The sequence below is a fragment of the Mesorhizobium sp. BR-1-1-10 genome (assembly GCF_020165595.1).
GTDB lineage: Bacteria > Pseudomonadota > Alphaproteobacteria > Rhizobiales > Rhizobiaceae > Mesorhizobium > Mesorhizobium australicum.
Genome location: NZ_JAIUIL010000017.1, coordinates 41,408 through 67,133, shown reverse-complemented (window position 1 = coordinate 67,133; position 25,726 = coordinate 41,408). Strand labels below are relative to the sequence as shown.

26 protein-coding genes and 2 pseudogenes are annotated in these 25,726 nt (G+C 63.3%); 1 reads left to right on the top strand and 27 read right to left on the bottom strand.

All coding sequences use genetic code 11. From position 1 onward, the window contains the following. Window positions 1-12 precede the first annotated feature (12 nt). From LB555_RS27770 to LB555_RS27705, 14 genes are all read right to left on the bottom strand, one after another. Window positions 13-813 carry a 3-methyl-2-oxobutanoate hydroxymethyltransferase gene (locus LB555_RS27770; protein WP_140725489.1) on the bottom strand — a complete coding sequence of 267 codons (801 nt, stop codon included), beginning with the start codon at window positions 811-813 and terminating at the stop codon, window positions 13-15. A gap of 61 nt (window positions 814-874) precedes the next feature. Next, a complete protein-coding gene (locus tag LB555_RS27765) occupies window positions 875-1,186 on the bottom strand; it encodes a MocE family 2Fe-2S type ferredoxin (protein WP_015317079.1) in 312 nt (103 codons plus the stop codon). Between the two features lie 28 nt (window positions 1,187-1,214). Then, entirely contained in the window at window positions 1,215-2,297 is a 1,083-nt protein-coding gene (locus tag LB555_RS27760) for a fatty acid desaturase family protein (protein WP_224684258.1), read from the bottom strand. 85 nt (window positions 2,298-2,382) lie between these two features. After that, entirely contained in the window at window positions 2,383-3,564 is a 1,182-nt protein-coding gene (locus LB555_RS27755; RefSeq protein WP_224684240.1) for an aldose 1-epimerase family protein, read from the bottom strand. Window positions 3,565-3,574: 10 nt separating this feature from the next. Then, window positions 3,575-4,357, bottom strand: coding sequence for an ATP-binding cassette domain-containing protein (locus tag LB555_RS27750; protein WP_224684239.1), 783 nt, complete (start codon window positions 4,355-4,357; stop codon window positions 3,575-3,577). Between the two features lie 2 nt (window positions 4,358-4,359). After that, on the bottom strand, window positions 4,360-5,364 hold the full coding sequence (locus LB555_RS27745; protein WP_224684238.1) for an ABC transporter permease: 1,005 nt from the start codon (window positions 5,362-5,364) through the stop codon (window positions 4,360-4,362). Window positions 5,365-5,422: 58 nt separating this feature from the next. Further along, on the bottom strand, window positions 5,423-6,367 hold the full coding sequence (locus tag LB555_RS27740; protein WP_224684237.1) for a substrate-binding domain-containing protein: 945 nt from the start codon (window positions 6,365-6,367) through the stop codon (window positions 5,423-5,425). Between the two features lie 55 nt (window positions 6,368-6,422). After that, the gene (locus tag LB555_RS27735) at window positions 6,423-7,337 is read right to left on the bottom strand and encodes a sugar phosphate isomerase/epimerase family protein (RefSeq protein ID WP_224684236.1); all 915 of its coding nucleotides are present in this window, start codon (window positions 7,335-7,337) and stop codon (window positions 6,423-6,425) included. A 43-nt stretch (window positions 7,338-7,380) separates the two neighbouring features. Beyond that, window positions 7,381-8,478, bottom strand: a complete 1,098-nt coding sequence (locus LB555_RS27730; protein ID WP_015317072.1) for a Gfo/Idh/MocA family protein — start codon at window positions 8,476-8,478, stop codon at window positions 7,381-7,383. 35 nt (window positions 8,479-8,513) lie between these two features. Further along, a complete protein-coding gene (locus tag LB555_RS27725) occupies window positions 8,514-9,584 on the bottom strand; it encodes an ABC transporter ATP-binding protein (RefSeq protein WP_224684235.1) in 1,071 nt (356 codons plus the stop codon). A gap of 3 nt (window positions 9,585-9,587) precedes the next feature. After that, window positions 9,588-10,679, bottom strand: coding sequence for an ABC transporter ATP-binding protein (locus tag LB555_RS27720; protein WP_015317070.1), 1,092 nt, complete (start codon window positions 10,677-10,679; stop codon window positions 9,588-9,590). After that, window positions 10,676-11,635, bottom strand: coding sequence for a carbohydrate ABC transporter permease (locus LB555_RS27715; protein WP_015317069.1), 960 nt, complete (start codon window positions 11,633-11,635; stop codon window positions 10,676-10,678). Before LB555_RS27715 ends, LB555_RS27720 begins: the two co-directional genes overlap by 4 nt. Then, window positions 11,632-12,492, bottom strand: a complete 861-nt coding sequence (locus LB555_RS27710) for a carbohydrate ABC transporter permease (RefSeq protein WP_224684234.1) — start codon at window positions 12,490-12,492, stop codon at window positions 11,632-11,634. Before LB555_RS27710 ends, LB555_RS27715 begins: the two co-directional genes overlap by 4 nt. An 82-nt stretch (window positions 12,493-12,574) precedes the next feature. Beyond that, window positions 12,575-14,188: an extracellular solute-binding protein gene (locus LB555_RS27705; protein ID WP_140620628.1), complete on the bottom strand. Its 1,614-nt coding sequence runs from the start codon at window positions 14,186-14,188 to the stop codon at window positions 12,575-12,577. Window positions 14,189-14,543: 355 nt separating this feature from the next. Here LB555_RS27705 and LB555_RS27700 point away from each other — a divergent pair, with 355 nt between their 5' ends. Next, window positions 14,544-15,572 (top strand): LacI family DNA-binding transcriptional regulator, encoded by a 1,029-nt coding sequence (locus tag LB555_RS27700; RefSeq protein WP_224684233.1) that lies wholly within the window; start codon window positions 14,544-14,546, stop codon window positions 15,570-15,572. Window positions 15,573-15,628: 56 nt separating this feature from the next. On the opposite strand, the gene LB555_RS27695 is transcribed toward LB555_RS27700, so the two are convergent. The 13 genes and pseudogenes from LB555_RS27695 to LB555_RS27640 all read right to left on the bottom strand — a co-directional run bounded on the left by LB555_RS27695 (window position 15,629) and on the right by LB555_RS27640 (window position 25,693). Then, window positions 15,629-16,648 (bottom strand): aliphatic sulfonate ABC transporter substrate-binding protein, encoded by a 1,020-nt coding sequence (locus LB555_RS27695; RefSeq protein ID WP_140876243.1) that lies wholly within the window; start codon window positions 16,646-16,648, stop codon window positions 15,629-15,631. Between the two features lie 31 nt (window positions 16,649-16,679). Next, on the bottom strand, window positions 16,680-17,576 hold the full coding sequence (locus LB555_RS27690; protein WP_140876245.1) for an ABC transporter permease: 897 nt from the start codon (window positions 17,574-17,576) through the stop codon (window positions 16,680-16,682). A 12-nt stretch (window positions 17,577-17,588) separates the two neighbouring features. After that, window positions 17,589-18,425: an ABC transporter ATP-binding protein gene (locus tag LB555_RS27685; protein ID WP_015317063.1), complete on the bottom strand. Its 837-nt coding sequence runs from the start codon at window positions 18,423-18,425 to the stop codon at window positions 17,589-17,591. Window positions 18,426-18,438: 13 nt separating this feature from the next. Continuing rightward, window positions 18,439-18,765 carry a ferredoxin family protein gene (locus LB555_RS27680; protein ID WP_015317062.1) on the bottom strand — a complete coding sequence of 109 codons (327 nt, stop codon included), beginning with the start codon at window positions 18,763-18,765 and terminating at the stop codon, window positions 18,439-18,441. Continuing rightward, on the bottom strand, window positions 18,762-20,387 hold the full coding sequence (locus tag LB555_RS27675) for an FAD-binding protein (RefSeq protein WP_140876247.1): 1,626 nt from the start codon (window positions 20,385-20,387) through the stop codon (window positions 18,762-18,764). The genes LB555_RS27680 and LB555_RS27675 overlap by 4 nt, the downstream gene beginning before the upstream one ends. Window positions 20,388-20,421: 34 nt before the next feature. Then, window positions 20,422-21,018, bottom strand: coding sequence for a thioredoxin family protein (locus LB555_RS27670; protein WP_224622483.1), 597 nt, complete (start codon window positions 21,016-21,018; stop codon window positions 20,422-20,424). 246 nt (window positions 21,019-21,264) lie between these two features. Continuing rightward, on the bottom strand, window positions 21,265-21,705 hold the full coding sequence (locus LB555_RS27665; RefSeq protein WP_015317059.1) for an aconitase X swivel domain-containing protein: 441 nt from the start codon (window positions 21,703-21,705) through the stop codon (window positions 21,265-21,267). Next, entirely contained in the window at window positions 21,702-22,952 is a 1,251-nt protein-coding gene (locus tag LB555_RS27660; RefSeq protein ID WP_015317058.1) for an aconitase X, read from the bottom strand. The genes LB555_RS27665 and LB555_RS27660 overlap by 4 nt, the downstream gene beginning before the upstream one ends. Window positions 22,953-23,029: 77 nt before the next feature. Continuing rightward, window positions 23,030-23,146, bottom strand: a pseudogene (locus tag LB555_RS29410) (spermidine/putrescine ABC transporter ATP-binding protein); the annotation flags it as partial. Window positions 23,147-23,203: 57 nt separating this feature from the next. Beyond that, window positions 23,204-23,378, bottom strand: a pseudogene (locus LB555_RS29405) (ABC transporter permease); the annotation flags it as partial. Window positions 23,379-23,609: 231 nt separating this feature from the next. Continuing rightward, window positions 23,610-23,774 (bottom strand): DUF3309 family protein, encoded by a 165-nt coding sequence (locus LB555_RS27650; RefSeq protein ID WP_023769518.1) that lies wholly within the window; start codon window positions 23,772-23,774, stop codon window positions 23,610-23,612. 230 nt (window positions 23,775-24,004) lie between these two features. After that, complete coding sequence (locus tag LB555_RS27645; RefSeq protein ID WP_015317055.1) at window positions 24,005-24,649, bottom strand: hypothetical protein; 645 nt, start codon at window positions 24,647-24,649, stop codon at window positions 24,005-24,007. 405 nt (window positions 24,650-25,054) lie between these two features. Continuing rightward, on the bottom strand, window positions 25,055-25,693 hold the full coding sequence (locus LB555_RS27640) for a methyltransferase family protein (protein ID WP_224587972.1): 639 nt from the start codon (window positions 25,691-25,693) through the stop codon (window positions 25,055-25,057). Between the last annotated feature and the right edge of the window lie 33 nt (window positions 25,694-25,726).

The window sequence follows — 25,726 nt, the reverse complement described above, 5'->3', positions numbered from 1 at the left end:
CAGCAAGCGACCTTACGACTGGCCTACCTTGTCCAGAAACAGCTTTAGCTCGGCTGGGTCCATATGCACGATATGCCTGTCCTCGGGATAGGCGCCGCTGTTGACGTCGGCGACATATTCGGAAAATGCCGCCACCCGCTCCGCCTGAAGCCGATCGTATTCGGCGGCGAAATTGCGGTAGATTTTCGAGTGGCGCGGCATGTGGCCACGGTTCTGGCCAAGAATGTCGTCGGCGAACAGATATTGCGCGTCGCAGCCGGTACCCGCGCCCATCGACAGCATGATCAGCGAGGTGCGCTCCGAGATCGCCTTCGCCACCTCGACTGGTACCACCTCGATCTCAGCGCCGATCGCACCGGCAGCCTCCAGTTGCTTGACCGCTTCGAACACCTGCATCGCCGTATCGGCGGACTTGCCAACCGCCTTGAAGCCGCCGGTCCAGGTCGCGCGGGAAGGAATGAGGCCGACATGGCCTATGACGGGAATGGCATCGTCCGCCATCCTCTTGATGGTGGCGTAGCCCGCGCTGCAATAGACCGCGTCGGCGCCGGCCTTGTAGAGCCGGAAGGCCCAGCGCACGAAATCATCCGCGGTGCCGATCTCGAAGAAATTGTCGCCCGGCATGGTGAACAGGCTGGGCGCGGCATCGCGGTAGCGCGGGTTGAGCACCAGTTCGGGCGGCACCGAGACGATGTCGACCCCTGCCCGTTCGGCGGCCTCGGCCTCGTCCAGCGTCAGCACGCGCAGCATGGTCAGTTGACGCTTGCCCTTCATGGCGCGCAAATCGGCGACGGTCGGTCTCTTTCGGCTCATTAAAGCGTTCCCCTCTGTTGTTTGCCGTCGCGGTGCCGGATCGATTGATCATACCCCCGCTTCATATCTGGATCATCACCTTGCCGGCTTCGATCTTCACCGAATAGGTCGCGAGATTGACGCAGACCGGCGCGCCCTTGGCCTGGCCGGTCTTGTAGTTGAAGCGGCCATTGTGCTTGGGGCATTCGATGATGTCGTCCATGACAAGCCCGTCGGCCAGATGCGCCTTCTCATGCGTGCAAAAACCGTCGGTGGCGAAGAACTCGTCATCCGGCGACCGGTAGATCGCGAAGGTCCGCCCACCATGGTCGAAGCGGATGACATCCTCTTCCTCGACATCGTCCACCGCGCACGCTTCAACCCAATCGGCCATCTCTATCTCCTGCGGACATTCGCGGTCGCTACTCGGCCGCCGCCGACATATCGACCTGGTGGAACTCACCGCGATAGGGCCTGGCCGTCGGCGGCAGTTCGCGCTTAAGGTAATAGTCCTCGTATTTCAGCTGCCTGAGCAGGACCGGCCAGACCTCGCGGTAGGCGTGCCACATGGACGGATTGGGCTTCGGCAGATCGTGCTTGATCAGTTCATGCAGCCTGGGCAGCGCGTGATACGGCACCATCGGGAACATGTGGTGCTCCACATGGTAATTCATGTTCCAGTAGATGAACCGGCTGATCGGGTTCATGTAGACGGTGCGCGTGTTCAGCCGATGGTCGACGACATTGTCGGCGAGCCCGATATGCTGCAGCAGGCCAGTCGTCACCATGTGCCAGGTGCCGTAGAGGCGCGGCAGGCCGATCAGCACCAGCGGTATCCATGACCTCAGCGCGATCGCGAGGGCGATCGTCGCCACATAGATCGCGACATGCCAGCGGGCCGCGACCACGGCCTTATGCTGTTCCATCTCGGGGATATAGCTCTTCTCTTCGTCGGACAGCGTCCCGAATGCCTGCCGCACCAGCGTCGGCAGCGAATAGCGAAAGTCGAGAATGCCGGTGAAGGCGAGCGCCGCCTTCAACAGGTCCGGCGGACGCATGACCGCGATCTCGGCGTCGCGGCCGACGATGATGGTGTCGGTGTGGTGGCGGGCATGGCTCCAGCGCCATTGCACGGGATTGCGCATCAGCATGAACGAGGCGATGTGGTAGACGACATCATTCATCCAGCGCGTGCGAAAAGCCGTGCCATGGCCGCATTCGTGCCAGCGCGAGTCGCTCGACGAGCCGTAGAGCACGCCATAGACGAACAGGAACGGCACCACCCACCACGAACCCCAGAACAGGACGATACCCACGGCCGAGCCCAGGATCGCGACAATCCAGATGATGGTGTCGCGGATCGCCGGGCCGTCGGAACGCTGCATCAACTCCTTCATCGCCTTGCGCGGCACGTCGGTGTGGTACCACTCGGCCGAGGCAAGCCCGGTCTCGATCGCCGTTCTGGTACTTTCGCCGACCAGGCTGTAGTCGCGCTTTTTCGCCATCGTCGTCAAATTGGCCTCCAATCGTCGCGCAGCGCTGGCAATCCGGTCCGCCGGCCGGAGGGCTTGCTTTGAATAAATGTCGCGCTCATGTCCTGCCGGCCAGTCTTGGAAAATTTTCTGAAGGCTGAGGATAATCCTGCTCGGGCTGCCGGGCGATATCCGCGATCCTGGCTTCGGCGCCAGCGATTTCCTCCTTGCCGTCGAGGACGCGGAACACCGCGTCATAGGCCCGGCTTTCGCCATGCTCCAGCCAGATCATCTCGCCGCGCTCGCGGGCGGCGAGATCGCCGAGCACATGGTGGGTCGATGGCTCTATCCCCAGCGCGTACTGCCCGGCCTGGAAATTCTGCCATTGGTAGGCACACGGCAACTGGTCCTTGCGGGTCGCCACTTCGAAGCCGAGACCGAGCCGGTCGTTGACGACGGCCACCGGAACCTCGCCATGGGCGTCGGCGGCCATTTCGTGCTGCCAGACCTGCTCCCAGAAGTGCCGTTGCGGTGCCGGCGCCGTGCGATAGCCGACACTCTGCGCCTCGTAGCGCTCGCCGGCATGGCTGGCCCAGACGACGTCGCGGATCGGCGCCAGATAACGGGAGCCTTCGTCGAGCAAGGGATGGCTGACATTGACATGGTAGAAATACATATGCGGGGTGCGGTTGAAGCCGTGGTTGACGACATGGTCCGAAAGCCGGATCTCGTTACCCCCGACATCGGCTTCGATGCGGCGAGTGAGATGCAGATCCTCGCCAAACACCGCCGACTGCTGCACGATGCCTTCTGCCCACAGCACGCAGCGGTCGCCCTCCCAGCGCTCGCCATAGCCGGTCAGCCGCGCCGGGATGGTACCGACACGACCATGCAGCGAATGAAGCACCGTCTTCTTCCCCGGATAGTTGTAGCTCTCGGCCGGCACTTCTTCCCGCCCCAGAATGTGGTCGAGGCCGCAGGTGACGAGCAGGCCCGAGAAGGACCGCGCCCAGGCCAGCCCCGCTTCCCCTTCATAGTCGTGCAAGCCCGGATGGCGAAAGCCGCTCGGCGAATGCCAGCCGATCGCCTGGCCCTTGAAGTCGCAATCGGCGATGTCGAGCGCCCGGTCGACGAGCGCGGTGAAGCGCAGGCCCGAGCCGGTGCGGAATTCGAGCATGCGGATGCCGCGCTCCAACCCGTCGCCGAGCGTCATCAGCCGCACGCCCGCGAATTGCGACAGCTGGCCTGACCGCTCGGCCACTTGCCGGCGCGACAGCGTCTTGCCGTAAAGCTCTACCATGCGACGCCCTTCACTTTGCCCTCGCCTCCTTGAGCAAGGCCGACATGTCGGCGCCGGTGATGATGCTTTCCACGGTCAGGAGGTCGGTGTCGGCGACCGTCTGTTCGGCGACGATCTCGCCGCGCCGCATCACGACGATGCGGTCGGCGACCTGGAAGACATGGTGGATGTTGTGGGTGATGAGCAGCACCGAATGGCCGGCGTCGCGTACCTCCTTGACGAAACGCAGCACACCGTGGGTTTCCTCGACGCCGAGATTGTTGGTCGGCTCGTCGAGAATGATCACCTTGGCGGCGAACTGCATGGCGCGCGAGATGGCGATCGACTGCCGCTCGCCGCCCGACAGCGTCGAGACCAGCGCATCAGCGTCGAGTTTCTTCGAGATGCCGACGCGCTTGAGGAGTTCGGAAGCGGCTTTGCGCAGCTTCGCGAGATCGAGCGGCGCGAACACGCCGAGCCAGCCGAAATTGACCGGCTCGCGGCCGAGGAAAAGATTACGAGCGATGCTGAGATCGGGCGCCAGTGAGGTATCCTGGTGGATGGTCTCGATGCCGAGGTCCATCGCATCCCGGGTCGAGCGGATCGAAACCTTTTCGCCGCGCACAAAGATGTCGCCACGATCGACCGGGAAGACACCCGAGATCGTCTTGATCAGCGTCGATTTTCCGGCGCCATTGTCGCCCAGCAGCGCCACCACCTCGCCTTCCCGCAGTATCAGCGAGGCGTTCTTCAGCGCGCGCACGCTGCCGAAGGATTTTTGCAGGTTCTGCAGCCGAAGTACTTCTTGCACCATCGTCAGCCCCTTGCGGCGTTCTTCTGCAGCAAAGCGTGCAGGATGAGCATGGCGAGGATGATGAGGCCGACAAAGATGTTGTAGGCGAGCCCCGGCACGCCGATCAGCACGATGCCGTTGCGGATGGCGCGCAGCATCAGCGCGCCGACGATGGTGCCGAGGATGGTGCCGCGTCCGCCGGTCAGCGCCGTGCCGCCCACCACCACCATGGCGATCACTTCCAGCTCGTAGCCGGTGCCGGCCACCGGTGACGCGGCCGAGATGCGGAAGGCACTGATCATGCCAGCAAGGCCGGCCAGCACCGAAGTCGCGATGAACAGCCAGATCTTGACCGTATCGGCCGGCACGCCGCGCGCCACCGCCGCGTTGCGATTGGAGCCGATGGCACTGATCCAGTTGCCGAGCTTGGCGTAGCGCAGGATGTAGATGGCAAACAGCGAGAGGCCGATGAACCACCACAGCGAGGTGTAGAAGCGGAACGAGCCGATGTTGAAGCTGCCGGCGAGCAGCGTCACGAAGAAGCCCGGCTGGTCCCAGGATTTCAGCGGAAAGCCTTGCGTGATGTAAAGCGCTGCCCCGCGCACGACGAGCAACATCGACAGCGTCACCAGGAAGGAGGAGATGCCGATCTTGGTGACGATCAGCCCGTTGATCGCGCCGATCGCGATACAAAGCAGCAGCCCGGCCAGAAGCGCGACACCTATATCCACCCCGCCATTTTGCACCAGCAGCATCACCACCACCGGCGCCAGCCCAAACACCGCGCCGACGGAAAGATCGAATTCGCCTGCCGTCAAAAGCAGCGTCATGCCGAGTGCGATGATGCCGAGCTCGGGCAGGAACGCCATCATGTTGGAGATGTTGAGCGGCGACAGGAAATTGGCGTCGGCGACCGCGAATACCGCCAGCAAGATGAGGAGGATGACGAAGGAGGAGAATTGCGGCGAGCGCAGCAGGCGCGATCTGCCTTTCACCCCCGGCACTTCGTCTTCTGCGGCAATTGTCATGACTGCTTGAACCACGCTTCAAAAGACGCCCGCCGCGTTTCCGGCGGGCGCTGTTTTCTCATTTCTTGTCGTAGAGCTTCAGGATCGGGTCGACGCTGGAGGCGTCGTAGAGACCGAAAGTGTGGATGTCGTAGCCGATCGGCTCGCCTGACGCGGCAAGCCCGAGCAGCGCCACCGGCATGAAGCCTTGCGCAGAGGGATATTGCCAGGCGGCGGCATTGACGAAGCCATCCTTGACGGCTTGTGCCGTCTCCTTGGAATTGCCCCAGCCGACGACCGGGATCTTGCCCGCCGGCACGCCGGCGCCATCGAACACGCGCTTGACGCTGGCGGCCACGGAATCGCCGAGCGCGATGATCGCCGGCGGATTGTTGGCGACCATGTAATCGGTCATCTTGGCGATGATGCCAGCCGGATCGGTGCCGCAATCGACCACGTCATATTTGATCCCCAAGGGATCGAAAATGCTGGCGATGCCCTCGGTCTCGAGCTGCTGGTAACTGGCGCCGGGAACCTCGACCGGCAGAAAAACCTTGTCGCCCTGCTTCACCATCTTGTGGTCGACCAGATATTTGGCCCAGATGACACCCGCTTCTTTCAGGTCCGCGCCGACATAGGCCTGCCGGCCTGTCGCCGGATCGTCGGTATTGAAGAACACGATCGGGATGCCAGCCGCCTTGGCTGCTTTCACCTCCTCCGTCCACAGGCCCGGCTGCGCCGACGTAGTGGCGATGCCGTCGGGCTTTGCGGCAAGCGCCGAGTTGAAGGCCTCCTTCTGCGCCGCCATGTCGCCGCCACTGAAGGAAATCTTGCAGGTTACCTTGAGCTGCTCGCAGGCCTTGGTCGCACCGGCGTTCCAGTCGATCCAGAACGCATCCGACGGACCGCCATGCGACAAGAGATAGAAGGTCTTCTGGCCGTCCTGCGCCTGCGCCGCCGTGCCAAGGGCGACGCCGGCGAGCACTGTCGCGGCGGCCGCCAATTTCAATGCGAATTTCAACATTCTTTCCTCCCTTGTTTGAAGCCGCGCCGCCGTGCACTGGTGGCGCGGCTAGCCGTCACAGGCCGTTGGCGCGGAATTTCCCGTCGAGGAATGTCTTGGCGCGCGGCACGTCGTCTTCCGACAGATGCTCGATGATCACCGGTATGTTCGGATGCTTTTCGGCCAGCCGCTGGAGGTAGAGGTCGTAGTTCAGCGAGCCAAGGCCGGGCGCCGGCAGTTCGATTTCGCCAACCCCGCGGAACGTATGGCTTTCCATCGCGTCGGCATCGCCGATGTCGGCGTGCTTCTCCGACTTGTCATCGCCTGAGCGCTTGACGTCCTTGGCATGCGCTATTCTGATCTTGTCGGTCAGCGTGTCGAACACCTGGTTCAGGATCTGGTCCATCCGGTCGATGTTGTGCGTCTCGAAATAATTGGTCGGGTCCATCAGCAGGCCAAGGCCTGGATGGTCGACCTGCGCGAACATCTTCACCGTCTCCTCGACCGAGCCGACGACGTTGTTGACATAGGTTTCGAGCAGGAAGACCGCGCCATGGTCGTAAGCCGTCTGGGCAAGATCGGCGATGACCTTGCGGCATTCCTCAAAACCTTCCTCGGTCTTGTTCTTGGGGTGATGCACCCAGTCGGATTCGGTGTTGTAGGTGCCGGTCTCCGAGATCACGTAAGGGCTGCCGAACTCGCGCGCATTGCGGATGATCTCCTTGAGATAACCGACGCGCTTGTCGCGCTCCGCCTTGTCGGGATGGATGATGTTGGTGTAGCCCGACACGCAGCAGACCGGCAAATTGTGGTCGCGGAAGACGTCGCGCACCTTCCTGGCCTTGTCCCTGGTGATCTGCCCAGCCGACAGGTCGACATCCCTGAAGTGCAGGTCGAGCTGCACCGTGTTGAAACCGAGCCCGCGGATCTTCTTTGCCGTCTCTTCGAGGCCGTACGGGAAATAGCCCGTGAAAATACCTGCTTGCATCATGATCTTGAATTCCTCCCTGTAAGCGATTCAGTTGTCTGCGATTTCAGTTAGTTGCGTTTGTGGAGATTTCGGAAAGCTTGACCGTGCGGCCCGATGCCATCGAGCGATAGCCCGCTTCGACCAGCGCCATGGTCTTGACGTTGTCGGCAACGGTGAGCGCCGGCGGCGTACCGGTCTTCACGGCGTGCTGCAGCTGCTCCATGACGCCGATGAAGGCATGCGGGAACCACATCGTCTCCCAGCTTGGAGTTACCCACTCGCCGCCGGTCGTTTCGGCCGAAGCATAGGTCAGCGTCGAAGCAGCACCGGTCGGCCAGCCGATCGTGCCCTTGGCAACGCCCTTGGTGCCGTCGACGCGCCAGTTGATGTGCTGGTCGTCCTTGTAGCCCTGCTGGCGCGGACCGGACCACACATCCTCCAGCGACACGGCCAGCACGCCGGACGGAAATTTCAGCGTCGATACGGTGATGCCGTCGGAATGGTCGAATGTCGTGCGCGGATCCTTGCGCGTCAGCGTCGTGATCTCATCGGGATCGCCGAACAGGAAGCGCAGCACGTCAAGGTGGTGCACGCTCATATTGGCAAGCGTCAGCCGGTCGTAACCCTGAAGGAAGGTCTGCCAGTGCGGAATGGCGTGCATGTCGATCTGCGCGAAGACGATGTCTCCGAGCGCGCCACTGTCGATGAGCTGCTTCAACACGCGCATCGACTGGTCGTAGCGCATGTTCTGGTTGACCGAGAGTATCTTGCCGGCCTTCGCCGCCTCGTCGCGCAACTTGACGGCTTCCTCGACCGACAGCGCCAGCGGCTTCTGAGCCAGGATCGCCTTGATGTGGTTCTGCTTCAACGCATGGCGGATCAGCGCCGGCTGCTGGTCCGGCGGAAACGCGAGGTCGATGATCTCGACATCTGCATCCTCGATCAGCTGTTCCGGGGTGTCGTGGACGGTCGGGATACCCCAACGGTCGGCGACCTTTTGCGCATTCGCCTTGGTACGCGAGGCGATCGCCACGACCGGAAAGCCAGCGTCCTTATAGGCGGCCAGATGGCATTCGGCCATGATCATGCCGGCGCCGACGCAGCCGATCCGATATTCCTTCGTGCGGACCTTCACATCCGGCTCGAAGCCCTTGCCTGTCATGCCTTCCTCCCGAAATCCTGTCCTTGCGGCCGCGTTCATCTTGCCAACGCGCCTCCGCCCTGTCCGAAATAATGCACGCGCGCCGGCTCGCAGGATATCGCCACCATCGCGTCGGGCCTGATGTCAGGCTGGCCGCGCAGCAAAGCCTTCAGCCGCGCTTGCCCGGCGGCGAGTGTCACCACGGTATAGCCGCCAAGCGGCTCGACCTCGAACACCCGCGCCGGGCGGCCGGGGCTCTCCTTCTCGGTGTCGCTCCAGGGCCTGACCTTGATATCCTCCGGCCTCAGCCCGATCTCGACGGCGTCGGCCGGAGCCGTGCGATCGGCGATGCTGATCGCGCCTTCGGCGGCCTCGATGCCGCCCTCGCCTTGAACGGATTTGAGGATGTTCATGACAGGCGACCCCAGCAGCCGCGCCACGTAGGTGCTGGCCGGGCGATCATAGATCTCGGCCGGCGCGCCGATCTGCCGGATCCTTCCGCTTTCCAGTATGGCCATGCGGTCGGCGATCGACATCGCCTCTTCCTGGTCGTGCGTGACATAGATCAGCGTCTTGCCGAGCTCACGCTGGATGCGCTTCAGTTCGACGCGCGTTTCCTCGCGCAGCCGCGCGTCGAGCGCCGAGATCGGATCGTCCATCAGATAGGCGTTGGGGTCGCGCACCAGGGCGCGGGCGATCGCCACCCGCTGCCGCTCGCCGCCCGAAAGCAGTGCCGGCGGCTTGTGCAGGATATGGCCGATATGCAGCTTGGCCGCGACATCGGCGACGCGCCGTTTGATATCGACCTCGGCGACCCGGCGCTCGACCAGCGGGAAACGGACATTGTCGAGCGCGCTCATATGCGGGAACAGCGCCAAGTTCTGGAACACCATGGCGACATTGCGCTCTGCTGGCGACACCGTGTTGACGGGCTTGCCGCCGATGAGGATTTCGCCGGCATCCGGCGTCTCCAGCCCGAGCACCAGGCGCAGGATTGTCGACTTGCCCGACAGCGGCGGCCCGAAGAAGCAGAAGAACTCGTTGTCGTTGACAGTGAACGAGGCGTCGTCGACGGCGAGCATCGTGCCGTAGCGTTTCGTGACATTGCGGAAGACGATGTCGGCCATGGCTCAACCCGCTCTCATCGCAAGGCCGCTAACGGCGTCGAAGACCCGCACTGACGACGCCGCGGGTGCGACGACCGCGGTTTGCCCTATCGACAGCCCGACATCATTGTCGAAGACCGCTTTCACGGCGCCGTCGCCCTGGCCGAGGTGAACGATGGTGCGCGCGCCGATGCGCTCGACGAAAGTGACAGGCATGGCAAGCCCGCGTCCATTCTCCGCCAGGGCCACCTGTTCCGGCCGAAAGCCGTAGAGCACCTCGTCGCGTGCGCCACGCATGGCCGCCGCCAGCTCGTCGGGTAATGGCGGCGTGATGCCCAGCGCCCCGAGATCGACGACCAGACCCCGGTCGCTCTCCGCAGGTCGGCCCTTGAGCAGGTTCATGCCCGGCGCGCCGATGAAGCGGGCGACGAAGACATTGGCCGGATTGTTGTAGACCTCGAGCGGCGTGCCGACCTGCTGCAGCACGCCGTGGTCCATGACCGCGATACGGTCGGCCATGGTCATGGCTTCCAGCTGGTCGTGCGTGACGTAGACCATGGTCTGCTTGAACTGGCGCTGCAGCTGTTTCAGCTCGGTGCGCATCACCGCGCGGAAGGCGGCGTCGACATTGGACAGCGGCTCGTCGAGCAGGAAGATCGCCGGCTCCATGATTGCCGAGCGGCCGATCGCCACGCGCTGCAGTATGTTGACCGACAGCCGGTCGGCCTTGCGGTCGAGCAGCGGCGTCAGTTGCAGCAGCTCGGCAATCGTGCCGACGCGACGATCGATCTCGACCGTGGCGGCGCCACGCATCCTTGGCCCGTAGGCAAGGTTCTGGCGCACCGTCATATGGGTGAAGATCGCGTAGTTCTGGAACACGAAGCCAACCCCGCGCCGGCCCATCGGCACGCCGGCCATGTCGCGCTCGCCAAACAGGATCTTGCCGCTGGTCGGCTCTTCCATTCCGGCAATCATGTTCATCGTCGTCGACTTGCCGCAGCCTGAAGGCCCCAGCAGAGCCATGAACTCGCCATCGGCGATATCGAGGTCCATGGTCTTCAGCGCCGTGAAGTCGCCGAATGTCTTGGTGAGGTGCTTGAGCTGGATCGTGCTCATGCCGCCACCTGCCTTGCCCGGGCCATGCGCTTCATGGCGAACACGGCGACGATGGAGAGCACGACCAGAATGGCGAGCGCGATCGCCGCCACATAGCCCCAGATCAGATCCTGCGTGGTGACCTTGTAGATGTAGACGGAGATCGTTTCGGTGGCGACGCCGGGGCCGCCGCCGGTCATGATGTACAGCGTGTCGAAGATCTTGAAGTTCTCGATCACCCTTATCGCCAGCGCGATGATGATGATCGTCTTCATCTTCGGCAGCACGATGGTGGTAAAGCGCTGCCAGGGATTGGCGCCGAGCAGCGTTGCCGCCTTGATCTGGTCCTCCGGCACTCCGACCAGGCCGGCCAGCAGGATCAGGAACATCAGCGGCGTCCACTGCCAGATGTCGGCGATCATCACCGCGATCAGCGCCAGTGTCGGATCCGACAGCCAGGCAATGGTGACTTGCGTGCCCGTGATTGCCGACAGGATGTCGTTCACCGGGCCGCCGGACTGGAACAGCATGAAGAACATGTAGCCGGCCACCGCCGGCACCACCATCATCGGCATCAGGAGGACCGAATAGAAGATACGCTTGCCCGGAAAATCGTCGGCGAACAGCGTCGCCAGCGCCAAGCCTAACAGGAACTCGGCCGGCACGCAGACGACCATCACGATGACCGTGCGCTTCAGCGCACTCCAGAAGCGCGCGTCGGCGGCAAGGTCGGTATAGTTGGCGAAGCTGTTCCACATCTCCCAGGCGTTCCACCAGCCAAGGCCCGAGAGTGGCGACCAGTCGGTGACGCTGATGTAGAGCTGCATCAAGAGTGGAAAGGCCGAGATGAACAGCACCAGGATCTGCGCCGGCAAGGTCAGGCGAAAGCCCAACCGCATGCCTTCGTCGCGCAGCGCCGGCTTTGCGCGGGCCGCGTCCATCTCACCCTCCGAAATCGTCGCAACCACCGCGCTCATTGCTTGAGCGCTCCGAAAGTCAGCCCGCGCACCAGATGGCGCTGGATGGCGATGCCCATGATGACCGGCGGCACCGCCGCGATCAGCCCGAGTGCGGCCTTGGCGCCATAGAGCTGGCCGGTCATCGACGAGGACAGCGAGGCCATGTAGACGGGGATCGTCACCCATTCGCGCGTCGTCAGAAGCAGCGCGATCAGATAGTCCGACCAGTTGAGGATGAAGACGAAGAGCGCAGCACTCGCCAACGGCGCGCGCATCATCGGCAGCGTGATGCGGGTGAAGACGCGCAGCCGCGAGCAGCCCTCGACCAAAGCGGCTTCCTCGATCTCGCGCGGCATGTCGTCGAAGAAGGTCTTCATCAGCCAGAAAGCGAACGGCAGCGTGACGATGCCGTAGATCAGCGCCAGCCCCCACCAGCTGTCTGTGAAATTCAGGAAGGCCCACATGATCATCACAGGGATCATGACGGCCATCGGCGGAAACAGCCTGAGCTGGATCAGCGCGAGCGGCAGGTTCTGGCCGGAGCCGAAGCGCGACAGGCCGTAGGCGGCGGCGGTGCCCGCCGACATGGCGATCGCGGTGCCGAATACCGCCGACAGAAGCGACGATAGGATCGGCTTCAGCGCGGTGCGGTCGAGCGCGACGATCAAATTGTTGGTGGACTCGCCGAACACGAACTGGAAATTGCTGAGCGTCGGGTTCTTCGGCCACCATGTCAGGTCCGCACCCGTCGCCGACCATTCGGCGATCGGCTTGAAGGCCATCGACACCGTCCACAGGATCGGCACCAGCGTGACGGCCATCGCCGCGAGGATCGCGGCGTAGCGGAATATCTCGAAGGGGACGGAACGCTTCATCTGGCTGCTTTTGCTGGTGGCGTCGGTTGCGGAGGGGAAGAGCGGATGCTCCTCCCCTCCGGCTTTGATCCAGGGAGATGGATCAGCTGATCGGATCGAGAACGGTCGGCCATGCCTCCTTGTTGGTCCTGATGGCTTCGAGCAATTTGTCCTCGCCAATGCGCCGGGCGATCTTCTTCCACTCGGCTTCCGTGTCGGCCATCGCCTGCTCCGATGTCTTGGCCTTGGTCAGCGAGGCCATCAGGTTTTCGTCCAGCGCGTTGTGGAAGGCGGTGGCGCCGGGATAGTTGATGGTCGGCACCGTGCGGGCGACCGTCTCGCGCACCACGTCCATGTGGTAGGCGTGGTAGGTCTGGCGCACCAGCGGATCGGAAAAATCCGAAAGCCGGAACGGATCGAGATAGCCGCCGGGGTTGGCGCTCATCCAGGCATAGATGCGGGCCGAGCCAAGCCATTGCAGCAGGAGATAGGCGACCTCCTGGTTTTTCGACTGCGACGAGACCATGCCGGTCAGCGAGAACCACAATACCGAGCGGCTGATCAGTTTGCCGTCGATCTCGCGGCCGGGCGGCAGCATCGTGCCGATCTTGCCGGTGACCTTGGAGTCCTTGTTGCCGGCATTGTCGAGGAATTTCGGCAGGTTGGAGAAGGCACAGGTCATCGCCGCGCCGCCCTTGGCGAAATTGCCGTACTGCTCCGGCCAGCCCCACGAGATCGCGTCCGGCGAATGATGGACCAGCGATTCGACATATTCGTTGGTGGCGGCGATGCCATGCTCGGAATTGATCAGCGGCTTGCCGTCATCGCCGAACAGAAACTGGTTGGGCGAGGCCATCGACACATAGCGCTGATACCAGTTGGTGTAGCCCCAGCCCTGGTTGCGCAGGTCGGTGGAGCCGAACAGGCCCTTGTCCGGACGCTGGAAGAAGGCGGCGATATCGCCGTGCTGCTTCCAGGTTTTCGGCGGCGCCAGATCGTAGCCGTATTTGTCCTTGAAGGCCTTCTTCTCGGCTTCGTCACCGAACAGGTCGGTGCGGTAGACCCAGGTCTGGAAGTCGCCGTCCAACGACACCCCATAGTTGGAGCCGCGATATTTGTTGAGCAGCGATACACCCTTGGCGCCGTCGACATAGCCGGTCTTGGGATCGTCCCATTCGGGTTTGTACTGGGCGACGAAGTCGTCGAGCTTGGCGATGCCGCCGGTCTCGGCGAGATCGCCAAGGCGATTCCACTCGGTCGAATAGATGTCGTAGGCCCCACCCTTGGTGGAGATGTCCTGCATGGTTTTGGTGAATTCCTGGCCGTTCGGCAGACCGACGATCTCGATCGGGATCCCGGTTTCCTTTTCCCACAGCTCCTTGATCGACGGCGCCCCGGCCGGAAAAGGCTGGGTGAGCTGGCCGATCGAGCCGTCCGACAGGCCAAGCACGATCTTGGCCGGCGCCTTGCCGGCGCCCTTCAAAGCCTTGGCGGCCTCGATGGCGCGGCCCTCGGGTGTGTCGGGACCGTATTGATAGCGTTCGGCTCCGTCGAAGCCCGTCGGGCCGCCGATCATGCCAGGTGCGAGCGCATCGGCCGCGAAGGCGCGACCGGGACGAATGAATTGCGGAGCGATACCTGCGGCGGCCACGAACACCGCCGCCTTTCCTCCGGACGCCAGCAACCGGCGCCGCGAGATGCGGATCAAATCAGACATTGGAATTCCTCCCTCAGGCCCAATGTTTCCTCCACGAGCCCATGAGGGATATTGACGGCAGGATCGGAAGGCTGTCAACATCATTAATAATCAAAATACATCACAACATCGCATAGAGTGAGGAAATGCGTCATACCAAGGTTCATAGACCCCTCCGAATGCGTCGATTTGATGGGAAATGTGATCTCCCTTTCCGACATGATCGTGCCGGACGAGTTGATTTAGCCTGGCGGCTTGCGCATCGGCCAAGGCCGGATACATCATTTCCCATCAGAATCGCGGACAGCGAGGCGTTGGTGCCACGGTCGCCAGCCGGCACTGCGTCATCCCTGATGCATTGAGGAGATGAAAGACGGTGCGTTCCACCCTGACCGACATAGCCCGGGAGGCCGGCGTCTCCGCCGCCACCGTCGACCGCGTGCTCAATAATCGCCCCGGCGTGCGGGCGCGCACACGCGAGATCGTGCTCGAAATGGCGCAGCGCCTCGGCTACATCGCCGAAGGCCCGAACGGGGCTCCGCCCAGGCCGGTGCCCGGCGAGGTCATCCGGCTCGACTTCGCGCTGCCGGCCGGCACCAATTCCTTCATCAAGATGCTGCACCGCCACATCGAGGCACAAGCCCTGGGGCGCCCCGATCTCGACGTCCATATCGCCACCATAGAGGGCTTCAATCCCGACCGGCTCGCCCGCCTGCTGCAGGATTTGCGCGGCCAGACGCAAGGCGTCGGTGTCATCGCGCTCGACCATCCGACGGTGCGCGAGGCGATCCGCTCGCTATCGGCCAACGACGTCAAGGTGGTGACCATCGCCTCCGACATCCTGCATGTGCCAAGGGTTGCCTATATCGGCATCGACAACCGCGCCGCCGGGCGGCTGGCCGGCTATCTGCTCAACCGTTTCATGGGCTCAGGCAGCCCCGGCAAGGTGGCGCTGTTTGCAGGCTCGCTGTCCTATCGTGGCCACGAGGAACGCGAGATGGGCTTCCGGCACATATTGACCGAGGAATCGCCCAATCTGGAGATCGTCGAGATGCGCGAAATGCTGGACGACCGCGAAAAGGCCTATTCGGAGGCGTCAGCCCTTCTGGAACGCCACCCCGACCTTGCCGCGATCTACAATGTCGGCGCCGGCAACACCGGCATAGCGCGTGCGCTGAAGGAACGCGGCCGTGCGCAATCCATGGTTTTCCTCGGCCACGAGGCGACGGACGGCACCAAGGAACTGCTGCTCGACGGCACGCTCGACGCCGTCATCGACCAGAACCCGCGCGTCGAAGCGCGTGAGGCGCTCAACATCCTGACCCACGCCGTCCGGGGCCTCCCCTATGAATTGCACCAGCCGAGGCTGCAGGTGATCTTCAAGGAGAACATCCCGGAGATTTGAGCGGTACTGATGAGCCGGGCGCGGTGCGGAGACGCCCGCTGGCTCGACCCTTCCGTCTACTGGACTGTGGCGACTTCCGCGGACGCGGCTTCGCCAAAGCTCTTGTCGACCCATTTGCCGTAGTCGATCGATCCCTTGAGGAGCCCGGCGCCGGCCATGAATTTTTCTTCGGCCTTCAGGGCTTCGATCGCATCATCGGTGAGCTTCGGATCCTGGTGGAAGGCGCCATCGGCATAGGTTTTGCGCACGGATTTCTCCGACGATTTGGTCGCCTCGACAAAGGTCTTGATCGTCTCGTCGGGATGGGCGTCTGCCCAGCGCGAAATCTCGATGTCGACCTTGAGCAGCCGCTTGACCAGATCGGGATATTTCGCCGCGAAGGCGCCGTTGACCGAAATGACGTTAGGCACATTCCATTCCGGATGCGTGCTGGTGTCGTAGAGCAGACGCGCCTCGCCGGAGTCGACGAGCTTGGCCGCCGTCGAGTCGGTCTCGACGATGGCATCGATATCGCCGCGCAACAGGGCTGGGCCTGATGCCTCGAATGGCAGGTTCAAACCCTCGACATCGTTCGTGGTCAGGCCGACACTGTTCAGCGCCTTGCTGAAATTGGAGTGCCGCACCGTGCCTGTGAGATAGGCGACCTTCTTGCCCTTGAGGTCCTGCAGCGTCTTCAGCGGGGAATCGGTCTTGACGACGATGTAGGAGCCGCCCGCCCTGACATAGCTCGACAGGCCGATCAGCTTGACGTCGGCGCCGGACGCGGCGACACGCAGCGCCGGGTTGTTGCCGGTATAAGTGAACTCGATGGCGGCGGTGGCCAAGGCCGTCGTCGCCTCCGAGCCGCCGTTGAAGGTCACCAGTTCGACCCTGATTCCGTCCTTGGCGAATTCCTTCTCCCACCAGCCATCTTTCTGGGCGAGGATGAATTTGAGGTGCCCGGGCGCCGTGCTGCCGATGCGGATAACGTCGGGCTTTTCCTGCGCGAAGGCAGGCATGCCGCCAAGGCCGATCACCACCACAAGGGCGCCCTTCAGAAACAGCCGGCGAAATCCATCGAATGCGATGCTGGACATGGGAAAATCCTTCCTACTTGGAGCGAATGGCTTAAATGAGCGAAGGCTCGGACTGGCCCTTCCAGGCGGTCGCCCAGCGCTCGAACCAGACGAGCAGGTAGTTGACGGTCAGGCCGATGACGGTGAGCGTCAGGATGCCGGCATACATGTCGGCCGTTTCCATCATCAGTTGCGAGTTCTGGATGAGGAAACCGAGGCCGGATTTGGCCGCCAGCATCTCGGCGCCGATCACCGCGAACAGCGAGGATTTGACCGCCAGCCGCGCACCGGCGACGATTGAGGGAATGCTGGCCGGCAGGATGACTTTCCGGAACAGGTCGAAGTCAGACGTGCCCATCGAGCGCGCCGCTTTGATGAGCAGCGGATCGACCGACTTCACGCCGCTGATCGTGTTGACGAGGAGAAAGAACACCGAGGAGTAGAAGGTGATGGCCACCTTGGATTCCTCGCCGATGCCAAGCAAAAGGATGAACACCGGCAGCAGCGCGAATTGCGAGGTGTTGCGTAGCGTCTGCACCAAAAGGTCACTGACCTTCTCGAACAGAGAGTAGCGGCCCATGAGCAGGCCAAGCGGGATGGCCACCGACACGCCAAGCGCGAAGCCGATGGCCGCGCGCTGCAGGCTGATGCCGATATGCTCGACCAGTACACCCGAGGCAAGCAGGTCCCACCAGGCAAGCAGCACCTCGCTCAGCGGTGGAAAGAAGATGCGGTTCAGCCAGCCGAGCCGCGGCGCAATCTCCCACAAAAGGAAGAACAGGCCGAGCAGCGGCAGGCCATAGACGAAGGTGCCGCCATACGTCTCTTTCCTCCGGGCTTTGACCTCTTGGGCTGCGCCACGCGCCTTGATTGCAGGAATTTTTGCGACAACGGCGGCCTCGCCGCGAAACCCGATGGCAGGGCCGAACTTTTCGGTCAGATAGGCCATGGTTCTAACTCCTCAATGGCCGAAGGCCGGCGACAGCGTCCAGTCCTTCTGCGCCCTGTTGACCTCGTCGCGCAGCACGTCCCAGACGCGGGCGCGATACGCGTTGAATTCAGTGCTGGCGCGGATGTCGCCGTCGCGCGGCCGCGGCAGGTCGATATCGATGATCTCCTTCACCGCGCCCGGCCGCGCCGTCATCACCACCACGCGATCGGCCAGGAAGATCGCCTCGTCGATCGAGTGGGTGACAAAAATGACCGTCGTCTTGATCTTGCCCCAGATGCGCAACAACTCGCCCTGCAGCAGTTCGCGCGTCTGCTGGTCGAGCGCGGCGAAGGGTTCGTCCATCAGCAGCACTTCTGGATTGCTGGCGAGCGCGCGGGCGATCGCCACGCGCTGCTGCATGCCGCCGGAAAGCTGGTTGGGGAAACGATCCTCGAAGCCGGCAAGCCCGAACAGCGACAAAAGGTGCCTGGCCGTCGCCGTCCGCTCCGTCTTCGCCACGCCGCGCACTTCCAGCGCATATTCGATATTGGCGAGCGCCGTGCGCCAGGGAAACAGCGCATATTGCTGGAAGACGTAGCCGGTCTTGGGATCGGGACGCGTGATGCGCCTGCCGTCGAGTTGGACGTCGCCGCCGGTCGCCCGCGTCAGCCCGCCGATAATGTCGAGCAGCACCGACTTGCCCGAGCCGCTCGGACCGACCAGCGTGACAAACTCGCCCTTGCGGATGGCAAGATCGACGCCGTCGAGAACGGTGACGCGATCGGTCGCCTCGCCTTCGACGGTGACGAACTGTCCTGGTTTGAGCTGGAAGGTCTTGCTGATGTCGTTGACGACGATGCGGTTCATGTCTTGTCGCTTCCTATTGCGCCACGCGGATGCGGTGCGTCGGGTCGAATTCGGAGCCGCCGGCCTTGCCGCGTGTCCAGCCGAGTGCGCGGGCATAGGAGCCGAACAGAAGGCGCGCTTCGACCTCTGCCTCGGTGATGCCGGTTGGCCCTTCGGCTGCCTCGGCCACGTAAAGAGCGTCGGTCGGACAATAGATTTCGCACAGGAAACAGGTCTGGCAGTCGTCCTGGCGAGCAATGACGGGCGCGCCATGCTCAGTCGCGTCAAAGACATTGGTCGGGCACACCTTGACGCAGATGTCGCACTCAATGCAGCGCGTGGCCGAGACGATCTCGATCACGACGCCAGCTCCGCCAGCCGCCCGGGCGCCCCTTCGATGCGGAACTCGTCGACACCGGTGACGATCAGGCGATGCGCCAGTGCCGGATTCTTGCCCGGCAGGTCGACGCGGCGATGCATGCCGCGGCTTTCGGTACGGTGCAATGCCGCGGCCACCGACCAGCGCCCGACTGCGGCGATCGACGCCGCTTCGCGCGTGCGAATCCGGTCGGCCCCCTCGCCCCGGAAATGGTCACGCACGTCGCGCCAGATGCTCTCCAGCCGCTCGCTGCTTTTCTCAAGGCGGCCACCATCGCGGAAGAAGTTCTTATCGAGCGGCGTCACCTCGTTGCGCACCGCCTCAATGACCTCGCCTGCCGCGATACCGGCACGCGGCGCCGCCGCCGGACGCAGACCGGCCTGACCGAGCGGTTGTGCGGCGCCCCGAAACGCTTTGCCGCTACGCCGCTTCGCGTGGGTCGAAGCCCCTTTGCCTGCCCACCAGCCGCTGGCCAGCGCCCAGGAGGAATTCACGGCGCCGCCGCCCGACACGGCGCCGGTCACGATCTCGCGGCTGGCCGCATCGCCGGCGGCGTAGAGGCCGGGCACGCCGGTGGCGCAATCGTCGGACACGATGTCGATGCCGCCAGTGCCGCGCACCGTGCCTTCGGCGCGCAGCGTGATACGGAACAACTCGCTGAACGGGTCGATGCCGGCACGGTCATAAGGCACGAAGCAGTTCGGCTGGCCCTGGCGCAGCCAGCCCTGTAGCGCCGGTTCGGCCTGGTCCAGCCGCGCATGGACCGGGCCGTCGATCAGCGCGCGGGCCACTTCCTCCTCGCGGTCGCCGATGCCGTTGCGCAAAGGTTCGCCAGTAGAGCCCAGGATCGGCGAACCATCCTCGCGGTGGAACGAGGCCCAGCGGAAGGGCAATCCCTTGTTGAGCGAGGAGCCATAAGGCGCCAACGTATACTTGCCGGTGAATTCCATGCCCGACAGGCGGGCGCCGGCCTCGGCCGCCATCAGATAGCCGTCGCCGGTCAGCCCCGTGCCGCCGAGGATGCGCTCGCGAAAGGCACAGCCGCCGGTGGCCAGGACCACCGCGCCCGCCTCGACGCGCCAATCGTGGCCGGCCTGCCTGGCGACTCCGGCGGCACCAACGATGGCATCGCCGTCGGACAAGAGTTCCAGCGCGGGATGGTGGTCGAGCACGGTCACGCCGGCAAGCAGCACCCGGCGGCGCATGAAGCGCATATAATCGGGCCCACGCAGATTGGCGATGTAGAGCCGGCCGTCATCCTCGCTCGGGAAGGGATAACCCCATTCCGAGAGCCTGAGCAAATTGCGGTAGGCGGTGTCGACGCAGCGCAGCATCCAGCGCTGGTCCGCGAGCTCGCCCGTGCGCTGCCAGCGCCGCTCGACCACCGCATGCCTGTTGTCGCCCGGGGGCACGCACCATGTGCCGGTGTTCGACGGCGCGGTCGCGCCGCTGGTGCCGAGATAGCCCTTGTCGGCCAGCACCACCTTGGCGCCGCTTTCCGCGGCCGCGACGGCTGCCCAGGCTGCGGACGGGCCGCCGCCCAGCACCAGCACGTCGACCTGGAGCTGCAAGGCATCGGAAGCTGATTTTTGCGATTTGGGCATGGATGCTCGGCGAAGGAGTGTGAGGCGGCTGGCGTTATGCGGCGCGGGCCGCACCCGGGAACCACAGCGGCTCGTTCCCGGCGCTCCATTTGATGTTGCAGCCGATCGACGGCACTTGGCTTGCGGCGGGCCTGCCGCCCTCCAGCACCGTGTCGACGGCCGCGCGCAGATCAGCACCAGTCACCGGCCTGCCGTTGCCCGGCCGCGCATCGTCGAACTGGCCGTGATAGGCAAGGCGCCGGTCGGCGCCGAACAGGAAGAAGTCAGGCGTACAGGCCGCGCCATAGGCTTTGGCCACTTGCTGCGACGCATCCTTCAGATAGGGAAAGGAATAATCGAACCTTTCGGACTCCTCGCCTATCCGCGCGAGCGTCTCCTCGGGATGCTCTAAATGGTCGTTGGCGTTGATCGCTAGCACCTGCAGGCCCTTCGGCGCATAGTCCCTGGCGAATGCAGCAAGCTGCTCGCGGATCAGCACGACAAAGGGGCACCGATTGGAAATGAAGGCGACGAGCAGGGCCGGCTTGGCATCGAAATCGGCAAGCTTGTGCAGCACGCCTTGCGCGTCGGCCAACAGGAAATCGGCGGCCCTGGTGCCCAGCTCGATCGGGTTGGATTCGGTTTGCGGCATCGATGTCTCCGTTGCAGCGGTTTCATGCAGGTACTTATTCTATAAACTTAGTAGGATTATACGCCTGAGGGCGCATCTGCGGTCAACCGGGCAGCTTAGAATATCGTGCCAATGTTTCAGGCCGCGCCGGCACGTTTGTTCGAGATGAGGCTGTCTTGGAAGAAACGCGATTTGGCCAGGGAACATGGCTCTGGCAGCGGCGACTTCAATCTGCAGCTCCCGCGCCAGCTTCAGGAACGCATGGTCCTAGACCTTGCGAACGACCGCCTCACCATCTGCCCCGATACCGATCGCGATCCGCTCGCCGGAAACAATGCCCCCAATGTCGCAAACCACCAGCGGCATGCTGATCGCGTAGAGGAACTCGGCGACGATGGCGCCAACGGCAAGGATCGGGTCCGGCCGTTCCAGAAGAATGCCGGCCGGCGCCGTGCCCCTGCGGATTGCCTCGGCCAAGACAGAGGAAGAAGACGAGGACCCTCGCCCGCTCGGCATGACCAGTATCTTGCCGGAGACATTCTGGCCAAGGCCTGGGTGCGAACGATCCGTTATGTCGCCGGTCTCGGCGTCTATGCCGCCCCAGAAGCTGAGCGGTTGCGAGAACACCAGCGCCTCGCCCTCGGCGGCACCCGCCAGTTGGAATGTGCCGGCTCTTTCAACGACCTTCACTTCAATCGACCGCGTCATGAGCCGCTCCGCACGACGTGCCCTGCGGCGGCGGAGCGGATGCAATCCTTCATTTCGGCGAAGGCGACGGTCACGCCGATATTGCCCGGCGCATAATGCGCCCATTTGCCGGAATTGGTCATCACCACGCCGTCGAGACGCTCGAGAATCGAGGTGACATAGGTGCAGGTGTCAGCGACCGGGACCAGGCCGAACGCCTCCATGCCAGCCAATGCCCCCTCCTCCTGCAATCGTGTCAGCGTCGCGCGGCCGGTGTTGACATAGATCGGGATGCCCCTGCCCGGCGCCACCGCACGCAGCAGCGGCAACAGGCGCATCCATTCCTGGTGGGAAAAGTGCGGCGTGCCCAGTGACACGGCTGAAAGCAGCGCGCCGTCGGGCACTCCAGACAGTCTGGCCAGCGCATGGTCGATATCGGCGCGGCTGATGCGGATCGTCTCTTCCGGCGCATGGCCATGGAACGCCTCGTCGAGCGTCCGCGCTTCCGGCGTGACCGCGACCGCATGGAACAGCGCCACCGCGCCGGTCGTTGCCGCCGCCGCGCCCAGCGCCTTCAACTGGTCCTCGTCGCGCGGTTGCGGCAGACCGACGATCACAGGAATGCGGTCCCCACTGGCTTGCCCGATGATCAGCCCGACGCCGACGAACAGGCTGTCGCTCGGCTCCCCGTCGGCAACATCCAGCTCGAACAGGATGCGGCCGCGCCGGTTCTCGCTGAGATGCAGGCCCCAGCCCGGTGCGCGACCCGTCATGGCACAGCACAGGTCGATGAAATCGCCATAGCGGTTGGTGCGAGCGCCGATCACCGAATTGGCGAAAACGATGGCATTGGACTCGCCCCAGGCGATCTGCTGGCCGAATTCAGGCCGGAACCGCGTCTGGTAGGGGGCACAGGTGAATGTGGCCTGGCAGCCAAGTTCCAGATGCGCCTTCATCAACCGCCGCGCCGGCATTTCTTCAGCCGCCGGCATCTTGACCATGCCGGGATGGATAAGGTCGAACGAGCCGACATTGAGCGTCGTCGGCACTCGGACACGTCCGCTTCCCTCGACCAGCCGCTCGACGAAATCGAGCCCTGCCTTGCCGTGATAGAGACAGCCATCGATATGAGCGCCTGAGATGTCGAGCAGGCTGCCGGCCCCAACCGCGTTCGAGAAGGCGACGAGGATTTTCATGGCGGCGGCCGCGGCTGGGCCTTGCTCGCCATCGAGCATGGATTGGTCGCGGGCCGTCAGGTCAAACGTCATCAAGGTGCTCCGGGCTTAACTTGGGCCCGGCTATGCGTTCCTCATTGTCAGCGGTCTGGCAAGAGCCGAAACGACGATCAGCCCGCCGCCGCAATCAGCACTGTGCTCTCCGGCGACCAGCGCAGCACCACATCCTGACCTTCCACCAGCCTGTCGGCGCCAGTATTTTGGACGATGACTTTCAACGTCTGGCCGGCGCAGCCGCGAGGCCGAGCGAGCGCCCGGCTTCGATCAGCGAGTCGTCGATAGCCCGTCACCTCGAGGCCGAGGCGGAGTGAAGCCGGCAGCAGCGTCAGATAGAGATTCTGCGAGAAGAAGGCGGCGTAATTGCCCAGCGTGAACGCCCACGGCTTTCCCGTCAGCGGCAGGTCGGTCATGACGGAGAAAAAAGACCGTGGCCGAGAGCGGCAGAAAGACCGAAGGCAATCGCTTTGCAGAAGAACGAAAGCCCGCTCCGGGAACCGGGGCGGGCCTTGGAGGAGGATGAAGGGGTGGGACCCTCTCCTCTTGTTTCCACGGGGGGTGTGGACCGCAATCACCATACAGCCGTCCTGCGGGGCGCATGATCACAAGCCGGCCTGCTTCCATCACATTCCAGTGCACGCCGGCGCGGGTTCGCTCACGGGACCGCGACGCCGGCGACACAAGAGGAGCCGGCTAGATGCGTCCCAGGACGACAAGGATGATGACGATGATCAACACAAGTCCGAGACCGCCACCGCCATAGTAACCGGTTCCGTAGAACGGGCCACCGCCCAGACCGCTGAAGCCGCCGAGCAGCGCGAGGATTAGAATAATGATAAGTATCGTTCCGAGACCCATGGCCTTCCCTGCTCCTGAATGCGCGCTTTCGCGCTGGTTCAACATCGCGCCATTTCGGATGTCGCAAGGTATGAACGTTTTAGAGGGGCTGGCGTTCCGCTGGACTATTGCGGCTACGGAACACACAGCCCGCAACGCAGAAAGCCCGCCTGGACGGCGGGCTTTCCAACCGGCCGGAGGCCAGGAGAGTGCGGTCAGGCCTACGGCTGGTTCCGCAACCTCCCTCAGCCTCAGCGGCGTGCGATCAGCAGGCAGAGCTGCCGCAAGTCGCGGTCATAGGTCCCTTCGCTGCTGAGGACATCGACGCAGCGCTTCTTCATGCGCGTCACCTGCGAGCTTGACATCTGGGCCACGACACCAGGAACGTTGGGGTGATTGGGATTGGATGGGTTGTTCGGGTTGGACGGATTGCTGGGATTGGTGCCGTTGCCGATGCCCGCGCCGACACCAATGCCACCGGCGCCGCCAACACTGGCGCCAAGCCCCGCATTGATGCCACCCGTTCCGCCAACATTGGCACCGAGCCCGGCGTTGATGCCGCCCGAACCACCGATATTGGCGCCGGCTCCTGCATTGACGCCATTGCTGCCGCCGACCGACGCGCCGAGCCCGGCGCTGACGCCCCTCGAGCCGCCGACATTGGCGCCGGCTCCGGCATTGACGCCACCGCTGCCGCCGACCGAGGCACCGACGCCGGCATTGATGCCGCCACCGCCGCCGACCGAGGCGCCGACACCGGCATTGACACCGCCGCTACCGCCAACCGAGGCGCCGACACCGACGCCAAGACCTGCTGCGTTTGCTGGCACGGACAGAACCAAGACTATTGCACTACCCGCCAACACACTGGCGACTGTCTTGATGGTAAAGGCCATAACACTCTCCTGTTGTCGTTGCGCTAGGCAGTCGGCATGCAGCCGATTGCGATGGCAACTACGTCGAAGAGAGTTTTGAGTTTCAACTCACGCTATACATGTGAGCGGCATGGTATTAACTGTCGAAACAAGAAAGCGGTAATGATAATAAAAATATAATATACTTGTAGAAAATATCTAATGGCAGACGTTTGCAATGTCTATATTTTGAGAAGTTTACGAGAAAAAACGATTTAGAGCCAGCTGTTGGAGAGCCGATGATTTGGTGCCAGGCTGCTTGCTACCGAACAGCCAGGATACAGCACCTCACCTGCGGAGCAGTTCCGGACCACTAGCCGCTAAGGAGCCCTGTTGGCCAACTCTGGATCAAACAGGACCGGCCACTCTCGCGTGACAGTCTGGCCTTCAGAATATCCGGTAAAACAGCCTATAGCGCACGCGCTCCATATAAGAGCGGTACTCCGGTTCCGCGGCAAGCAAGGCCTCCTCGCGCAGAATGCGGTACACCTGCAGATAGGTGATAACCGCATAGACGGCGAGATTGTAGAAGGAAAAGGCCGACAGCAGGTAAAGGACATGGCCGGTAAGGTAACCGGCATAGATCGGATGCCGCACCAGGCGGTAGGCGCCGCCGGTCATCACGCCGCGATTGGCGGGCAGGATGGCAAAGGAACGACCCAGCGACAGCTTTCCCCAGATGACGAACCACAGTGCCAGGAACTGCAGCGGCGCGGCGACATAGATGGGGATGATGGGGATGCCCGGTTCCATGGTGATCAAGGCGACACCAAAACTGGCGGTCACCGAAGCGACTACCGCAAGCGGGCTCCAGTCACGCGTCACCGGCCGCCGCGATAGCAGCAGCCAGGTAAAGGTGAGCGTCTCGGAGACCGCCACGAGCGCGATATTGAACCGGGTGGGATCCTGCACGAAGTGATACACGCCCCGGTACACAAACAGCGCGGCGCATGCGAGCGCACAAATGCGAAAGAAGCCTTCGCGCAAGTCGGCCAGGATCTCGCGCTTGCGCGCTTCGGATATCATCCCGCCCTGGTTGACGCGCGGAAGCGTTTCGCT

Excerpts from the sequence above, each read along its gene's own strand:
- LB555_RS27725 (WP_224684235.1), bottom strand. The coding sequence starts at position 9,584 with ATGGCCGACATCGTCTTCCGCAATGTCACGAAACGCTACGGCACGATG.
- LB555_RS27730 (WP_015317072.1), bottom strand. The coding sequence starts at position 8,478 with ATGACAGGCAAGGGCTTCGAGCCGGATGTGAAGGTCCGCACGAAGGAA.
- LB555_RS27740 (WP_224684237.1), bottom strand. The coding sequence starts at position 6,367 with ATGTTGAAATTCGCATTGAAATTGGCGGCCGCCGCGACAGTGCTCGCC.
- LB555_RS27665 (WP_015317059.1), bottom strand. The coding sequence starts at position 21,705 with ATGACGCGGTCGATTGAAGTGAAGGTCGTTGAAAGAGCCGGCACATTC.
- LB555_RS27715 (WP_015317069.1), bottom strand. The coding sequence starts at position 11,635 with ATGAGCGCGGTGGTTGCGACGATTTCGGAGGGTGAGATGGACGCGGCC.
- LB555_RS27710 (WP_224684234.1), bottom strand. The coding sequence starts at position 12,492 with ATGAAGCGTTCCGTCCCCTTCGAGATATTCCGCTACGCCGCGATCCTC.
- LB555_RS27755 (WP_224684240.1), bottom strand. The coding sequence starts at position 3,564 with ATGGTAGAGCTTTACGGCAAGACGCTGTCGCGCCGGCAAGTGGCCGAG.
- LB555_RS27640 (WP_224587972.1), bottom strand. The coding sequence starts at position 25,693 with ATGATATCCGAAGCGCGCAAGCGCGAGATCCTGGCCGACTTGCGCGAA.
- LB555_RS27765 (WP_015317079.1), bottom strand. The coding sequence starts at position 1,186 with ATGGCCGATTGGGTTGAAGCGTGCGCGGTGGACGATGTCGAGGAAGAG.
- LB555_RS27685 (WP_015317063.1), bottom strand. The coding sequence starts at position 18,425 with ATGAACCGCATCGTCGTCAACGACATCAGCAAGACCTTCCAGCTCAAA.
- LB555_RS27670 (WP_224622483.1), bottom strand. The coding sequence starts at position 21,018 with ATGCCGCAAACCGAATCCAACCCGATCGAGCTGGGCACCAGGGCCGCC.
- LB555_RS27770 (WP_140725489.1), bottom strand. The coding sequence starts at position 813 with ATGAGCCGAAAGAGACCGACCGTCGCCGATTTGCGCGCCATGAAGGGC.
- LB555_RS27705 (WP_140620628.1), bottom strand. The coding sequence starts at position 14,188 with ATGTCTGATTTGATCCGCATCTCGCGGCGCCGGTTGCTGGCGTCCGGA.
- LB555_RS27690 (WP_140876245.1), bottom strand. The coding sequence starts at position 17,576 with ATGGCCTATCTGACCGAAAAGTTCGGCCCTGCCATCGGGTTTCGCGGC.
- LB555_RS27745 (WP_224684238.1), bottom strand. The coding sequence starts at position 5,364 with ATGACAATTGCCGCAGAAGACGAAGTGCCGGGGGTGAAAGGCAGATCG.
- LB555_RS27720 (WP_015317070.1), bottom strand. The coding sequence starts at position 10,679 with ATGAGCACGATCCAGCTCAAGCACCTCACCAAGACATTCGGCGACTTC.
- LB555_RS27750 (WP_224684239.1), bottom strand. The coding sequence starts at position 4,357 with ATGGTGCAAGAAGTACTTCGGCTGCAGAACCTGCAAAAATCCTTCGGC.
- LB555_RS27735 (WP_224684236.1), bottom strand. The coding sequence starts at position 7,337 with ATGATGCAAGCAGGTATTTTCACGGGCTATTTCCCGTACGGCCTCGAA.
- LB555_RS27675 (WP_140876247.1), bottom strand. The coding sequence starts at position 20,387 with ATGCCCAAATCGCAAAAATCAGCTTCCGATGCCTTGCAGCTCCAGGTC.
- LB555_RS27760 (WP_224684258.1), bottom strand. The coding sequence starts at position 2,297 with ATGGCGAAAAAGCGCGACTACAGCCTGGTCGGCGAAAGTACCAGAACG.
- LB555_RS27695 (WP_140876243.1), bottom strand. The coding sequence starts at position 16,648 with ATGTCCAGCATCGCATTCGATGGATTTCGCCGGCTGTTTCTGAAGGGC.
- LB555_RS27645 (WP_015317055.1), bottom strand. The coding sequence starts at position 24,649 with ATGGCCTTTACCATCAAGACAGTCGCCAGTGTGTTGGCGGGTAGTGCA.
- LB555_RS27650 (WP_023769518.1), bottom strand. The coding sequence starts at position 23,774 with ATGGGTCTCGGAACGATACTTATCATTATTCTAATCCTCGCGCTGCTC.
- LB555_RS27660 (WP_015317058.1), bottom strand. The coding sequence starts at position 22,952 with ATGACGTTTGACCTGACGGCCCGCGACCAATCCATGCTCGATGGCGAG.